The organism is Kitasatospora sp. NPDC056731 (genome assembly GCF_040687675.1).
GTDB lineage: Bacteria > Actinomycetota > Actinomycetes > Streptomycetales > Streptomycetaceae > Kitasatospora.
Genome location: NZ_JBFBNR010000004.1, coordinates 164,334 through 178,517 on the forward strand (window position 1 = coordinate 164,334; position 14,184 = coordinate 178,517).

13 protein-coding genes are annotated in these 14,184 nt (G+C 73.5%); 7 read left to right on the forward strand and 6 right to left on the reverse strand.

The features are described 5' to 3' along the window. Positions 1-11: 11 nt before the first annotated feature. Positions 12-866 carry a class I SAM-dependent methyltransferase gene (locus AB0R04_RS06215; protein ID WP_363368615.1) on the reverse strand — a complete coding sequence of 285 codons (855 nt, stop codon included), beginning with the start codon at positions 864-866 and terminating at the stop codon, positions 12-14. 415 nt (positions 867-1,281) lie between these two features. Here AB0R04_RS06215 and rpsA point away from each other — a divergent pair, with 415 nt between their 5' ends. Beyond that, positions 1,282-2,772, forward strand: a complete 1,491-nt coding sequence (rpsA, locus tag AB0R04_RS06220) for a 30S ribosomal protein S1 (RefSeq protein WP_063347134.1) — start codon at positions 1,282-1,284, stop codon at positions 2,770-2,772. Positions 2,773-3,019: 247 nt separating this feature from the next. Further along, the gene (locus tag AB0R04_RS06225) at positions 3,020-5,281 is read left to right on the forward strand and encodes an MMPL family transporter (RefSeq protein ID WP_363368617.1); all 2,262 of its coding nucleotides are present in this window, start codon (positions 3,020-3,022) and stop codon (positions 5,279-5,281) included. Here AB0R04_RS06225 and AB0R04_RS06230 read toward each other — a convergent pair. After that, complete coding sequence (locus AB0R04_RS06230; protein WP_363368619.1) at positions 5,261-5,686, reverse strand: MarR family transcriptional regulator; 426 nt, start codon at positions 5,684-5,686, stop codon at positions 5,261-5,263. The two genes, AB0R04_RS06225 and AB0R04_RS06230, sit on opposite strands and share 21 nt — an antisense overlap. Positions 5,687-5,748: 62 nt before the next feature. Here AB0R04_RS06230 and AB0R04_RS06235 point away from each other — a divergent pair, with 62 nt between their 5' ends. Next, complete coding sequence (locus AB0R04_RS06235) at positions 5,749-6,390, forward strand: MBL fold metallo-hydrolase (RefSeq protein WP_363368621.1); 642 nt, start codon at positions 5,749-5,751, stop codon at positions 6,388-6,390. A gap of 70 nt (positions 6,391-6,460) precedes the next feature. Then, on the forward strand, positions 6,461-7,063 hold the full coding sequence (coaE, locus tag AB0R04_RS06240) for a dephospho-CoA kinase (protein ID WP_063347131.1): 603 nt from the start codon (positions 6,461-6,463) through the stop codon (positions 7,061-7,063). Positions 7,064-7,066: 3 nt separating this feature from the next. On the opposite strand, the gene AB0R04_RS06245 is transcribed toward coaE, so the two are convergent. Next, complete coding sequence (locus tag AB0R04_RS06245; protein WP_363368623.1) at positions 7,067-8,389, reverse strand: histidine kinase; 1,323 nt, start codon at positions 8,387-8,389, stop codon at positions 7,067-7,069. Between the two features lie 101 nt (positions 8,390-8,490). On the opposite strand from AB0R04_RS06245, the gene AB0R04_RS06250 reads away from it, so the two are divergent. After that, positions 8,491-9,030, forward strand: a complete 540-nt coding sequence (locus tag AB0R04_RS06250) for a GNAT family N-acetyltransferase (protein WP_363368625.1) — start codon at positions 8,491-8,493, stop codon at positions 9,028-9,030. A gap of 54 nt (positions 9,031-9,084) precedes the next feature. Here the strand turns inward: AB0R04_RS06250 and AB0R04_RS06255 are convergent, their stop codons facing one another. Continuing rightward, positions 9,085-9,726 carry an HD domain-containing protein gene (locus AB0R04_RS06255; RefSeq protein ID WP_363368627.1) on the reverse strand — a complete coding sequence of 214 codons (642 nt, stop codon included), beginning with the start codon at positions 9,724-9,726 and terminating at the stop codon, positions 9,085-9,087. Next, positions 9,723-10,523, reverse strand: a complete 801-nt coding sequence (locus AB0R04_RS06260; RefSeq protein ID WP_363368629.1) for a hypothetical protein — start codon at positions 10,521-10,523, stop codon at positions 9,723-9,725. Before AB0R04_RS06260 ends, AB0R04_RS06255 begins: the two co-directional genes overlap by 4 nt. Positions 10,524-10,602: 79 nt before the next feature. On the opposite strand from AB0R04_RS06260, the gene AB0R04_RS06265 reads away from it, so the two are divergent. Both AB0R04_RS06265 and AB0R04_RS06270 read left to right on the forward strand, forming a co-directional pair. Then, positions 10,603-11,490 (forward strand): LysR family transcriptional regulator, encoded by an 888-nt coding sequence (locus tag AB0R04_RS06265; RefSeq protein WP_363368777.1) that lies wholly within the window; start codon positions 10,603-10,605, stop codon positions 11,488-11,490. Between the two features lie 156 nt (positions 11,491-11,646). Further along, positions 11,647-12,201 carry a hypothetical protein gene (locus AB0R04_RS06270; RefSeq protein ID WP_363368631.1) on the forward strand — a complete coding sequence of 185 codons (555 nt, stop codon included), beginning with the start codon at positions 11,647-11,649 and terminating at the stop codon, positions 12,199-12,201. Positions 12,202-12,913: 712 nt separating this feature from the next. On the opposite strand, the gene AB0R04_RS06275 is transcribed toward AB0R04_RS06270, so the two are convergent. Then, positions 12,914-14,173: an alpha/beta hydrolase-fold protein gene (locus tag AB0R04_RS06275; protein ID WP_363368633.1), complete on the reverse strand. Its 1,260-nt coding sequence runs from the start codon at positions 14,171-14,173 to the stop codon at positions 12,914-12,916. Positions 14,174-14,184 lie beyond the last annotated feature (11 nt).

The window sequence follows — 14,184 nt, forward strand, 5'->3', positions numbered from 1 at the left end:
TCGGCAAGGCGTCAGCCCCGTTCGGCGACGAAGATCGCGGTGCCGGGGATCAGCCGCCCGCGCAGCGGGGACCAGCCGCCCCACTCCTGCTCCAGGCCGGCCGGCCACTCGGGCTCGACCAGGTCGGTCAACCGGAAGCCGGCGCCGACGAGTTCGCGGACCCGGTCGCCGATGGTGCGGTGGTGTTCGACGTAGCTGGCGCGCCCCTGCTCGTCCTCCTCGACGTAGGGGGTGCGGTCGAAGTAGGAGGAGGCGGCGGTGAGGCCCTCGACGCCGGGCTCGTCGGGGAAGGCCCAGCGGATCGGGTGGGTGACGGAGAACACCCAGCGGCCGCCGGGGCGCAGCACCCGGTGCACCTCGCGCATCAGGGCGGAGGTGTCGGCGCTGAACGGGACGGCGCCGTAGGCGGAGCAGGCGAGGTCGAAGGAGGCGTCGGCGAAGGGCAGGACGGCGGCGTCGGCCTGGACGACGGCGACGGGGGTGGCGCCGCGGCCGAGGTCGATCCGGCGGGAGTGCTGGAGTTGGCGGTGGGAGATGTCCAGGGCGACGGGGCGGGCGCCGCGGCCGGCCAGCCAGCGCGAGCACTGGGCGGCGCCGGCGCCGATCTCCAGCACGTCCTTGTCCGCGACCTCGCCGAGCAGGTGGGCGTCGGCCTCGTCGAGGCCTTCGGGGCACCAGGTGAAGCGGTCGTCGCCGAGGAACTCCCCGTGCTCGTCCTGGTACTCGTCGGCGTTGCGGTCCCACCAGTGCCGGCTGGCCAGGCTGCTCTCCCCGGTGCCGGCCGCGCGCCGTACCGCGTCGTCGCCGTCGCCGTCAAGATCATGCAGGTCGGACTGGGGGGTGGTGGCCACGGTGATAATGCCCATCGCGTAGGGTGTGGAGTGCGGAAGCGCCGCTGCCGAGACCGAGCCCGTCAAGGACCCGATCCTGGTGGTGGCATCCGGGGAAGGGCCCCCTTCGGGCGCCACCGCAAGGTGCGCAATCGGAGGATATGGCCTGATCCATACCGGGCTCCACCGTCTTGCCGCTCTTGGCGTTGACCGTGCCTGGCCGTCCCCGTATGCTACAAGTTGCGCTGCGGGCCTGCGCGCCTCAGACGGAGCAGGTCGCGCTCGCATCTGTCGAAGACCCCACGGTCGCAAGACGGACGCCGGATTTCTCGCTGTGCGGGAATGCCGGTGCGCCGTGTTCTTGGCTGTCCGGCTTTCGGTGGGAGCGATAACGGGCCCTCCGCGTGGCATTACCTACGACTTTCATGTCCGTACCGGAGCCCTTTTCCTAATGACGAGCCCCACCGACTCCTCCCTCAGCACCACCCCGCAGGTCGCGGTCAACGACATCGGCGACGCCGAGGCGTTCCTCGCCGCCATCGACGAGACCATCAAGTACTTCAACGATGGCGACATCGTCGAGGGCGTCATCGTGAAGGTCGACCGTGACGAGGTCCTCCTCGACATCGGTTACAAGACCGAGGGCGTCATCCCGTCCCGCGAGCTCTCGATCAAGCACGACGTCGACCCGCACGAGGTCGTCGCCGTCGGTGACAACATCGAGGCCCTTGTTCTCCAGAAGGAGGACAAGGAGGGTCGTCTCATCCTGTCCAAGAAGCGCGCTCAGTACGAGCGTGCCTGGGGCACGATCGAGAAGATCAAGGAAGAGGACGGCATCGTCACCGGTACCGTCATCGAGGTTGTCAAGGGTGGTCTCATCCTCGACATCGGCCTCCGTGGCTTCCTGCCGGCCTCGCTCGTCGAGATGCGCCGCGTCCGCGACCTCCAGCCCTACGTGGGCAAGGAGCTCGAGGCCAAGATCATCGAGCTGGACAAGAACCGCAACAACGTGGTCCTGTCCCGCCGTGCCTGGCTGGAGCAGACCCAGAGCGAGGTCCGCCAGACCTTCCTCACCACCCTCCAGAAGGGCCAGGTGCGCTCCGGCGTCGTCTCCTCGATCGTCAACTTCGGTGCCTTCGTGGACCTGGGTGGCGTCGACGGCCTGGTGCACGTCTCCGAGCTGTCCTGGAAGCACATCGACCACCCGTCCGAGGTTGTCGAGGTCGGCCAGGAGGTCACCGTCGAGGTTCTCGACGTTGACATGGACCGCGAGCGCGTCTCCCTGTCGCTGAAGGCGACCCAGGAGGACCCGTGGCAGCAGTTCGCCCGTACCCACCAGATCGGCCAGGTCGTTCCGGGTAAGGTCACCAAGCTGGTTCCGTTCGGTGCGTTCGTCCGCGTGGACGAGGGCATCGAGGGTCTGGTCCACATCTCCGAGCTGGCCGAGCGCCACGTGGAGATCCCGGAGCAGGTCGTCCAGGTCGGCGACGAGATCTTCGTCAAGGTCATCGACATCGACCTCGAGCGTCGTCGCATCAGCCTGTCGCTCAAGCAGGCCAACGAGGCGCTGGGTGCCAACCCGGCCGAGGTCGAGTTCGACCCGACCCTGTACGGCATGGCTGCCTCGTACGACGACCAGGGCAACTACATCTACCCGGAGGGCTTCGACCCCGAGGCGAACGACTGGCTGGCCGGCTTCGAGAAGCAGCGTGAGGAGTGGGAGCGCCAGTACGCCGAGGCGCAGTCCCGCTTCGAGCAGCACCAGGCCCAGGTCATCAAGAGCCGTGAGGCCGACGCCGAGGCCGCTGCCGAGGGTGGCGACGCTGTCGCCGCCGCTGCCGGTGGCTCCTACTCGTCCAGCAGCGACGAGGGCTCCGGCGCTCTCGCCTCGGACGAGGCCCTGGCGGCCCTGCGCGAGAAGCTGGCGGGCGGCCAGAGCTGAAGCTCTGACCCGCTGCCAGTACCTGGCGCATAGCTGAACGGTGGGCCCCACCCGGAGAAATCCGGGTGGGGCCCATTTCGTTTTCCGCCTTTGGCCGGGGCCTTTTGCTTCACGTTCTTTCGTTTTTCGCCTTCACTTATTTGTGGTTTATGTGAAGTAATTATGTGAGATGTGGCTCATTGTCCGTCTATAGGTCGAACACCGGGTTGCACCTACATTGAGGGGAGCTGCCCGAAAGGCCTCCTTCATGCGCAACGCTCCCACCGCTGCCGGCGACCCCGCGGTCCCCGGGCGGCTCGCCGCCCTCGGCCGGTTCTGCTTCCGCCACCGCCGCTGGGTGCTCGGCCTCTGGGCCGTCGTCCTGGTCGTGGGCGTCCTGATCGGCGGCCGGGTCTTCGAAGGAACGGTGGCCGGCGCCTCCTCCGCCACTGCCGAAGCCGACCGGGGCAGCGCGGTGGTCGCCGCGACCGACCCGGCCCGCGGCACCGTCACCGCCGTCGTGGACGGGAAACCGGTCGACGACCCGGCCGTACGGGCCGCCGTCACCAAGGCCACCGCCGACCTCACCGCCCTCCCCGGCGTCTCCTCCGCGCTCGACGCCTACGGCACCGGCCCGGCACCCGCCGCACTGCGCTCCGCCGACGGCACCGCGAGCCTGGTCACCGTACGGATGGCCGACACCAGCACCTCCGCCCAGACCGACGCCGTCACCCAGCGCCTCGCCGCCCTGAACGGCGAGGCCGGTGCCCACGTCACCGTCGGCGGGGACCTGGTGCTCCAGGACGAGGTCAAGAAGCAGACCGAACAGGACACCCGCTTCGGCGAGATGGTGACCCTGCCGCTCACCCTGGTCGTCATGGTGCTGGTCTTCGGCGGCCTCGCCGCGGCCAGCCTGCCGGTGATCGGCGCGGTCGCCTCGGTGGGCGGCGCCCTGCTGGCCATGTTCGGTTTCAGCCGGATCATGGACATCGACACCAGCGTGCTGCCGATCGCCACCGTGCTCGGGCTCGGACTCTCGATCGACTACGCGCTGCTCATGGTGAACCGCTTCCGGGAGGAACGCGGGCACGGCGCGGGCATCGCCGCCGCCGTCGAACGCACCGCCGCGACCGCCGGGCGCACCGTAGCCTTCTCCGGCCTCACCGTCGCCGTCGCGCTCTCCGGCCTGTTCGTCTTCACCAGCCCGGTGCTCGGCGCGGTCGCCGCCGCCGGGGTGAGCGTGGTCGTGATCGCGGTCGCCGCCGCGCTGACCCTGATCCCCGCGCTGCTCGGCTTCGCCGGCTCCCGGATCAAGGCGCCCGCCGCGCCCGTCCCCGACGAGGGCTTCTTCAGCCGGACCGTCCGCCGGGTCGGCAAGCGGGCGGTGCCGGTCGCGCTCGCCTGCGTCGCCCTGCTGATGGCCGCCGGCGCGCCCTTCCTGCACGCCGACATGCGCAACTCCGGCGCCGCCGTGCTGCCCGCCTCCTCGGCCGGGCGGCAGGTCGCCGACGCCGTCGACCAGCGCTTCCCGCAGGCCGCGGCCGCGCCGATCACCGTCGTCGTCGAGGGCGGCGCGCCCGTCGCTCAGGCGTACGCGGACGACGTCGTCGCCAAGCTGCCCGGGGTCGCCGGGGTGCGGGCGGTGAACCCGGTGAGCGACTCGGTGTCCACCGTCGACGTGCTCGTCCACGGCGACCCGCAGGGCCACCAGGCCAAGCAGGTCGTCCAGGAACTGCGGGCCGACCGCGGCGGGCTGAAGACCTACGTCACCGGCGGCGCGGCCTCGGTCGTCGACTTCAAGGACGAGCTGATGTCGCGGGGCCCCTGGGCGCTCGGACTGGTCGCGGTCGGCACGCTGGTGCTGCTCTTCCTGATGACCGGCTCGGTGGTCATGCCGGTCAAGGCGCTGCTGATGAACCTGCTGTCGCTGGGCGCCTCGCTCGGCGCGCTCACCCTGGTGTTCCAGGAGGGGTACTTCAGCGGGCTGCTCGGCTTCAGCCCCACCGGCGGGCTGGAGACCTTCATCCCGGTGCTGGTCTTCGCCTTCGCGTTCGGGCTGTCCATGGACTACGAGGTGTTCCTGCTCGCCCGGATCAAGGAACTGCGGGACAAGGGGCACAGCTGCACCCGGGCGGTGGAGCTCGGGGTCCAGCGCAGTGGCCGGATCATCACCTCGGCGGCGCTGCTGATGGTGATCGTGTTCGCCGGGTTCGCCCTCGGGGACATGCTCATGGTCAAGCAGATGGGCATCGCGCTGGCCGTCGCCGTCGCGGTGGACGCCACCCTGGTGCGCTGCCTGCTGGTGCCCGCCGCGATGAGCCTGTTCGGCGAGTTCAACTGGTGGGCGCCCGCCCCGCTGCGGCGCCTGCACCGGCGCTTCGGGCTGAGCGAGCACGTCGAACTGCCGACCGTCGGCGAGGCGGCTGTCGGCGAGGTGGCCGTGGGCGAGGCGGCCCTCGGCGCGACGGCCGTCCCGGCCCCGCGGCCGGAGGCCAGGGACCTGGTGGGTTCAGCGCAGTCGGCGCAGTAGGTCGACGCCCGCCCTCAGGGCCAGCCGCTCCTCGGGGGTGAGGCGGGCCTCGATGGCGGTGGCGATCCGCTGCTCCCGGCGGGCGCGCTGCTCCAGCAGGGCGGCGCGGCCCGCTCCGGTCGCGGTGACCAGCAGTTTCCGGCCGTCGGTGGGGTGGGGCTGTTGGGTGACGAGCCCGGCCTCAATCAGCAAGGCGACGGTGCGGGCCATCGACTGGTGGCGGACGCGCTGGTGCTCGGCGAGTTCGGCGACGGTGCAGGCGCGTTCGTCGCGGACGAGGAGGCCGAGGACACCGGCCTGGTTCTGCGGCAGCTCGTCGCCCGGGCGCAGGGAGCGGACCAGGTCGCCGATGGCGGCGCGCAGCTCGGCGGCGAGTTCGAGGGTTTCGGGAGCCGGACTGTTCATGGGAGAAGCCTACCGGGAATCTCCACAGCAAAACTGTGCAGTCCTGCTGTATGGTCGGCCGCATGAGGATCACCAAGTTCGGACACGCCTGCGTACGCCTGGAGCACGACGGGACGACCGTCGTCGTCGACCCCGGGGCGTTCACCGACCCCGCCGCGCTGACCGGGGCCGACGCCGTCCTGATCACCCACGAGCACATGGACCACTTCGAGGAGGCCCGGCTGCGCGCCGCCCTGGAGGCCGACCCGGCCCTGCGGGTGTGGACCAACAGCGCGGTGGCCGCCCAACTGGACGGCGTGGCGCAGCGCGTCGCCGTGGTCGGCGAGGGCGACGCCTTCGAGGTCGGCGGGGTCGGGGTGAGCGTGCACGGCGAATGGCACGCGGTCATCCACCGGGACATCCCGCAGGTGAAGAACATCGGCTTCCTCTTCGACGGCCGGCTGTTCCACCCCGGCGACGCCTTCACCGTGCCGCCGCACTCGGTGGACACCCTGCTGCTGCCGCTCGCGGCGCCGTGGAGCAAGGCCGGTGAGGTCGTCGACTACGTCCGGGAGGCGGCCCCGCGCGTGGCGGTGCCGGTGCACGAGGCGACGCTCAGCCCGATCGGGCACATGATCGCCACCCGGCTGCTCGGGCCCGACGGGCCGGGCACCGGCGCGGAGCTGACCGTGCTGGGGGAGGGCGAGAGCCTGGAGCTCGGCTGACGGCGCCGGGGGGCGGGGTCGGGTGGCCGGTCCATGGCGTCGGCGGTCCGGGCGCCGGTAGCCTGACGCCATGCTGAAGATCGGACTGACGGGTGGCATCGGCGCCGGCAAGAGCGAGGTGTCCCGGCTCCTCGCCGCCCACGGCGCGGTGATCGTGGACTCCGACGTGATCGCCCGCGAGGTGGTCGCGCCCGGGACGGACGGTCTGGCAGCCGTGGCCGCCGAGTTCGGGCCGCAGGTGCTGCGCGAGGACGGCGCGCTCGACCGCCCGGCCCTCGGCGCGATCGTCTTCGCCGACCCGGCGCGGCTCCAGGCGCTGAACGCGATCGTCCACCCGCTGGTGCGCGCCCGGTCCGCCGAACTGGAGGCCGCGGCCGCGCCCGACGCGGTGGTGGTGCACGACGTGCCGCTGCTCGCGGAGAACGGCCTCGCCCCGCTGTACGACCTGGTCGTGGTGGTCGACGCGGCCGACGACGTGCGGGTGGAGCGGCTGGTGCGGCTGCGCGGGATGGCCGAGGAGGAGGCCCGGGCCCGGATGGCCGCGCAGGCCTCGCGGGCGGACCGGCTGGCGATCGCCGACGTGGTGATCGACAACGGCGGGCCGCTGGAGGCGCTCGCGCCCCGGGTCGACGAGGTGTGGGCGGAGCTGGTGAAGCGCGTCGCCGCTGCCTGAGGTTCAGGCGGCGGTCAGCGGCAGGCGGGCCCGGACGGCGAAGCCGCCCTCGGTGGTGGGGCCGGCCTGCAGCGTGCCGCCGAGGTCGTCGGCGCGGGTGCGCATGCCGTCCAGGCCGTGGCCGCCGGAGGGCAGTTGAGGCCCGTCCGGGTCGGCCGCCGTGGCGGGGGAGTTGACGATGTCCAGGCGCAGCCCGTCCGGGTGGACCTCGACGGTGACGGCGACCTCGGCGGCCGGGGCGTGCTTGTGGGCGTTGGTCAGGGCTTCCTGGACGATCCGGTAGGTGGCGTACTGCACGGCCGGTCCGGGGGTGGGCAGTCCTTCGGCGGGGCCGGTGAGGGTGAGGTCGACGGCGAGTCCGGCCTGGCGGGACTCCTCGACCAGGGCGGGCAGCCCGTGCAGTGAGGGGCCCTGGTCGGAGGCCGGGGTGAGGACACCGAGCAGGCCGCGCAGCTCGGTGAGGGCCTGGAGGCCGAGGGCGCGGATCAGGCCGAGGGTCTCCCGGACGGCGGTCGGGTCGTCGGCGGCCGCGACCTGGCAGGCGCCGGCGTGCAGGGTGATGAGGGAGACGCGGTTGGAGACGACGTCGTGCATCTCCCGGGCGAGCCGGGCGCGTTCGGCGGCGGCGGCGCGCTCCTCGGCGTACCGGCGGGCCGCCTCCAGCAGCCGGTTGCGTTCGGCGAGCGCGGCGACGGCGCGGGCGCGCTGATGGGCGGTGAGGCCGAGCGCGAGCGGGACGGCGCCGAAGACCAGTGGGTCCTCGGCCAGGTTGGCGAGGGCGGAGAGGCTGCTGACGTCCCCGAGGTCCATGGGGACGAGCAGGCGCACCCCGGCCAGCACGGCCAGGACGGCCAGCACCCGGGTGGCGCCGCGCCGCGTGGCCAGCCCGTAGAGGGCGACGGCGAGCGGGAGTTGGCCGCCCAGCAGGGTGACGGCGGCGACGGCCGCCGGGTAGCGACGGCGGACGGCGAGGGCGAGCGCGCCGGCCGCCACCAGGCTCGCGTTGACCGGCGCCGAGGTGGTCGGCCCGATGTCGGGGTCGCCCGCGGCGAGCGGGACGAGCACCAGCAGCACCAGGGCGGTCGGCCCGAGTGCGACGACCGGGCCGGGCAGGCGCAGCGGCGGGCCCGGCAGCGGCACCGCGGCGAGGGCGGAGTCCAACTGGTCGGCGGGGTGGGGCTGGTGGGTGGCGTCGGTGTGGTGGGCGGCGTCGGGCTGGTGGGTGGCGTCGGGCTGGTCGGTGGACGGGTGGTGCTGGTGACGGGTGGGGTCCAACCGGCCGGTGGGGCGCCGGAGTCGGGGCCGCTGCTGGGTGGGCTGGCGCATGGGGGCATGCTCGCACACCCCGTCCGGCCCGGGGTGGCGAGCGGGCCGCAGTGGCCGGGAACAGCCTGGAATTCGCCTTCCCCGGAAGGGATCATGGTCGGATGGATGATCGTTTCTCTCCCGAGCCGCCGACCGTCGTCCGGCTGCCGCAGTACACCCGCGCCGACCAGGACGAGATCCTCGGCCCCGGCGACGACCCGTACGGCGTCGCCTACACCGGACTGACCTGGCTCCCCAAGGACATCCACTTCGGCGTCCGGGCCGCCGACGGCCGGCTCGTCGCGCACACCGGGCTGCTGCCGCTCCCGCTCACCGTCGGCGGCACCGACCTCACGGCGGTCGGCGTCGGCGGCGTCGCCGTCGCCCCCGACCAGCGCGGCGCCGGCCTCGCGCAGGCCTTGGTCCGGGCCGCCCTCGGCCACGCCCGCACCCTCGGCCACCGCCACGCGCTGCTGTTCTGCCGCCCGCCGCTGGCCTCGTTCTACCGGGGGCTCGCATTCCGCGAGGTCGCGGAGGAGGTGACGGTGGAGCAGCCCGAGGGGCGGTTGGCGGTGATGCCGCTGCGCACCATGTGGGCGCCGCTGGCGGAGGGCGCCGGGTGGCCGGAGGGGCCGGTGCGGTTGCGCTCGCTGCCGATGTGACGTGCCCTGTGGGGGGGGAGTGGGGGTGGGGGTTGGGCGTTGGGCCGGGCGGGGTCACTCCGGCCAGGCGGAGTTCTCGATCACGGAGGCGAAGTCGGTCCGCTCGAAGTCCGGGTCGAAGTGGGCGAGGACGTCCGCCTTGACGTTGCCGAAGGCGGTCTCCGGCTTGGGCGCGACGCCGTCGTGGAAGGCGCGCAGGATGCCGCGCTTGAAGTCCGGGCGCGGATGGGCGGCGACCACCGCGTCCCGGTCGGCGGCGGCGAGATCCGCGTACCCGATGCCGAGCACGTCCAGCTCCACCCCGGCGGTGGTCAGCGCGATCTCCGGCTCCAGGAACTCCGGGATGCCGGGCGTGGTGTGCAGGGCGATCGCCTCCCACACCAGGCGCACCCGCCGCTCGTCCACCCCGTGCCCGCGCAGGAAAGCGGCGGCGGCCTCGGCGCCGTCCACCTCGAAGCGCCGACCGGAGGCGTGGTGCTCGGGGCCCAGGCCGAGATCGTGGAACATCGCGGCCAGGTACAGCAGTTCGGGATCGAAGTCGAGCCCCCGGCGGCGGCCCTGGAGGGCGCCGAACAGGTAGACCCGGCGGGAGTGGTGGTACAGCAGCTCGGTGGTGGCGTCCCGGACCAGCTCGGTGGCCTCGGTGGCGAGGCGGCTGTCGGGGATCCGGACTCCGGCGATCTCGGTGGCGGTCATGCGGTGGCCTCCAGAGTGGTGGTGCTCGGGTCGGTGCCCGGGACGGTGGCGGTCGGCGTGGTGGCGGTTCGGTCGGCAGCAGTCGGCGAGCCCGCCGCGTGGGCGACGGCGGCGCCGGCCAGCGCGCGGATCATGGCGTGCGCCCGGGTGCCGTCGCCGGACAGCTCCGGCTGGAACAGCGAGGCGAGGAAGAACGGGTGGTCCGGCAGTTCCAGGACGCGCACCTCGCCCGCGCCGTCCGCGCCGCTGAACCGCAGCCCGTGCGCGCGCAGTCGGTCCAGGTAGTCGGCGTTGAGGCCGTACGCGCAGTGGTAGCGCTCCAGGGTGCGGGTGGTGCCGAGGACGCGCTCGGCGAGCGTGCCGGGGGTGATCGCGACCGCCCCCTCGTGGCCGACCAGGGAGCAGGCCAGCGGCACGATCACCTGCTCGTCCCGCTCCGGGTGCTCCTCGCCGTGGACGGCCCCGCCGAGGCCGCAGACGTTGCGGGCGTACTCCAGCACCGCGTGCTGGAACCCGGCGCAGGTGCCGAGGAAGGGGATGCCGCGCTCGCGGGCGGTCCGGACGGCGGCCAGCGCGCCCGCCTCGCTGCGGTAGGGGCTGCCGGGGAGCAGCCAGATCGCGTCGAAACCGTCCAGGGCGCCGGGCGCCCCGGCGTCCTCGGTGGGGATCCAGTAGGCGTCCAGGACGAGCTGCTCGCGCTCGGCGAGGGCGTCGAGCAGGCCGGGGATGCGGGCGTGCGAGCGGATGGCGGGGGAGCGGTCGCCGACCAGGGCGATCCGCGGGGTGAGGTAGGTCATGGGACTATCCTGACCCCGCACCCGAGATCAGCACCAACGATGATTTCTTACCCCTCGATCAGAAGAGTTGATGACTGTCGTGGATCCGCAGCAGCTGCGCACCTTCGTCACCGTCACCCGCCTCGGCTCCTTCTCCGAGGCCGCGCGGGAACTCGGCTACACCCAGTCCGCGGTCTCCCAGCAGATCGCCGCCCTGGAGGCCGACCTCGGGACCGGCCTGCTCAGCCGCCGCCCGGTCGGTCCGACCGAGGCCGGCCTACGGCTGCTGGAGCACGCGGCGCCCCTGCTGGTCCGATTGGAGGCAGCGCGCGCCGACGTCGCACGCCTGGCCGGCGCCCCGAGTGCCCGGCTGGTGCTCGGTGCCACCCCGCTGGCAGTCGGAGCGACCCTGGGGCGCGCACTCGGCGAGGTGCGCCGGGCCCACCCGGCGGCCGACCTCGTCGTCCGGGTCCTCGCCCAGGACGCGCTGCCCGCTCAGGTCGCCACCGGCGAGGTCGACCTCGCCCTGATCGACGGCCTCGCCGCCCCCAGCGACCCGCTGCCGCTGCCCGACGTCGGCCCGCTCACCACCGTCGCCGTCGACGAGCAGCCCGTCGCCGTCGCCCTCCCGGCCGGCCACCCCCTCGCGGGCCGCACCGGCGTCGCGCTCGCCGACCTCTCGGCCGCTCGCTGGCTCGACGCCCCTGACCTCACCCCGACCGCCGCCCGGCTGCGCGCCGCCGCCGGCGTCGACGGCTTCCGCCCCGCCACCCGCTACCGGGGCACCGACGTGCACGGGCTGCTCGCCCTGGTCGCCACCGGGCACGGGCTCAGCCTGCTCCCGGCGTCCGTCCTCGCCGGGGCGCCCGGCGTCGCGTCCGTGCCGATCGCCGCCCCGCGGCTGGTGCACCGCACCGAACTGGTGCACGGCAGCCTGCCGGAGGGGCCGGCCGCGCTGCTGGCGCGGCTGCTGTCGGGCACGCCGTGAGCCCGCGCCCCGGATCGCGCCGGGCGCCCGCGGTGTTTGTGGAGGTGCGATCACCGGTCGTTCACGTCCTGGGACTGACGGTGGCCGCATGGGTGGTGCTGTCATGGGCACAGTCGTCCGGCGAGAGGCCGGGCAAGGCCTAGGAGATCTCCCCACATGATGCTCCGTCAGCGTCTCACCGTCGTCGCCGCGGCGGCCGTCCTCGCCGCCGCCGGGCTCGCGGCCGGCACCGCGCAGGCCGCCCCCGCGAAGGGCTCACCCGTCAAGATCCGTCCGCTCGTGGCGAGTTGTTCGCAGGCCTACCTGCCGCTGCCCGACCCGTCCTGCACACCGGGCGCCTACAACCCGGACGTCACCCAGGCCACCATCGGCCAGACCATCTGCGTCTCCGGCTGGACCTCCACCGTCCGCCCGCCGACCAGCTACACCAACGCGCTGAAGGCGCAGCAGATCGCGCAGTACGGCTACGCGGACACCAACCTGTCCGACTACGAGGAGGACCACTTCGTCCCGCTGGAGCTCGGCGGCGCCCCGCGCGACCCGCGCAACCTCTGGCCCGAGCCCCGCTACGGCAGCCAGACCGCGACCGGCAAGGACGGCGTCGAGACCAAGCTGAAGAACGCGGTCTGCAAGGGCACGGTCGGCCTCGACGACGCCCGCAGCGCCATCGTGACCGACTGGACCACCGCGCTCAGCAGCCTCGGCCTCTGACCCTCTGGTCCTTTGGTTTTCGTGCTGGTGCGGCGGTCGGTCCGTCCGGTCCCCTGTGCCGGACGGGCCGACCTGCCGTCCGCCCCGGGCGCCGCCTCGGCGGTGCGCGGGGCCGTCTGTGGTGGTTCTGTGGTGGTGGTCGGGGCGTGGCGCCGGGTCAGCGGCCCGAGCGGCCCGGGGCCGGGCCCGCGGTGGTCCCGGGCCGTGTGTGCGCGGCGCCGTCCGCCCGTTCCCGTTGCCCGGTCGCCTCGCGGATGCGGGCACTCGGCATGGCTGTTCCCTTCCCCCGTACGTTCTGCCGCCCGGCCGCCGGCCCGCTGCGCTCCTCTGTTCCGAGGGGCGGTCGGGGTCGGCTGCGTCGACGGCGGTCGAAACTTATGCCACCGGGCCGCCGGGAGCAAAGCGGGATACCGGCGGGTAGGCCGCCTTCCCCGGCCGCTGCGGGGGCGTTGGTGGTGAACGTGTGTGCGGGCGTGTCGGAAGGTATGGCGGGCCCTCGGCGCCAGACCGGTCGGCGGGACGGCGCGCGGTCGCGGATTCCCCCTGCCGGGCGGGGGTCTGCCGGTCGGCAGCAGCCCCGGCCGACCCGCCCGTGCGGGCCCGCGGCCGGTCGCGGCGGACGGCTGAATGCCAAGGCTTTCCCCTGACCGGATCCGCTGCCCTCCCTTCGGGCGACCGGCCCGGCGCGGCATGCCCCCGGACCGGTGGCGGATCAGGCGTGGGTGCCGGGGACGCCGAGCTGCTGGGCGAGCCAGGGGAGGGCCTGGGCGAAGGTGGCGGCGCCGGTCTGCCAGGTGTGCTTGCCGGAGCCGACGGCGGTGGTGGTGCGGATGCCGTCCTTCCGGGCGGCGTCGTTGAGGGCCCTGGCGGACTCGATCTGGCCGTGCTCCTCGTCGCCCTGCCCGAAGTAGCCGGAGACGCCCTGGTACTTGGGGTGGTGGGCGAGGACGGTCAGCGGGTCGTGGGCGGCCCAGGCGGCCGCGTCGCCGCCGTACAGCTCCTGGACGGTGTGGTCCTTGTCGCCGGTGGAGGGGCCCTTGTCGCCGGAGAAGTCGCCGAAGTGGGTGAAGACGTTGGGGTGTTCGACGGTGAGGTCGACGGCGCAGGTGCCGCCCATGGACCAGCCGGCCACGCCCCACTTGTGCGGGTCGGTGGCGGCGTTGAAGGTCTTCTGGACGAACGGCGGGACGTCCTTGAGCAGGTGGCTCTCGGAGTTGCCGTGCGGGCCGTCGACGCACTCGGTGTCGACCCGGAAGCCGCCGGTCGCGTCGACGAAGACGAGGATCGGCGCGAAGCCGTTGTGCTTGGCGGCGAAGTCGTCCGCGGTCTTCACGGCGTTGCCGGAGCGGATCCAGTTGTCGGGCGCGGCGAACTCGCCGCCGATCAGCTCCAGCGCCGGCAGCTTCGGCCGGTTCTGGCTGCGGAACCACGCGGGCGGCAGGTAGACGAGCTCCTGGCGGTGGGTGAACCCGCTGGCCGTGCTCGGGATGTCCACCTGGACGATGCGGCCGGTCTTCGTCTTCCCGTGCAGGGAGCCGAGTTCGGCGAGCGTGATCTGCTCCGGCAGCGGCTGCCCGCTCAGTTCGCCGATCGCGTCGTCGAGGGTCGGGTAGTAGCCGGTGGCGATGTTCACGCTGTTGGCGGCGCAGAACAGGGCGAGCAGCGCGGCCGGCGGCGCGAGCGCCCGGCGCCACCAGCGGGCGCCGCGCCAGCCGAACCCGAGCGCGCTGACCGCCGCGACCGCGACCCCGCCCCACAGCCACACCCCGAACGGGATCGGGTCGGTGATCCCGGCGAGCGTGAGCACGCCGACGGCGGCGAGGGCGGTGAGCAGCAGCGCCGTCCCGAGGGCGACCGGGCCCCACTTCAGCCGCCAGGCCCGGTCCCGCCAGCCGAGCGCGGCCAGGAACAGGGCGAGGGCCACGGCCTGGACGGCCCAGGGGAACCAGCCGCCGAGCAGGGAGACGTTCATCTGGCGGAGGC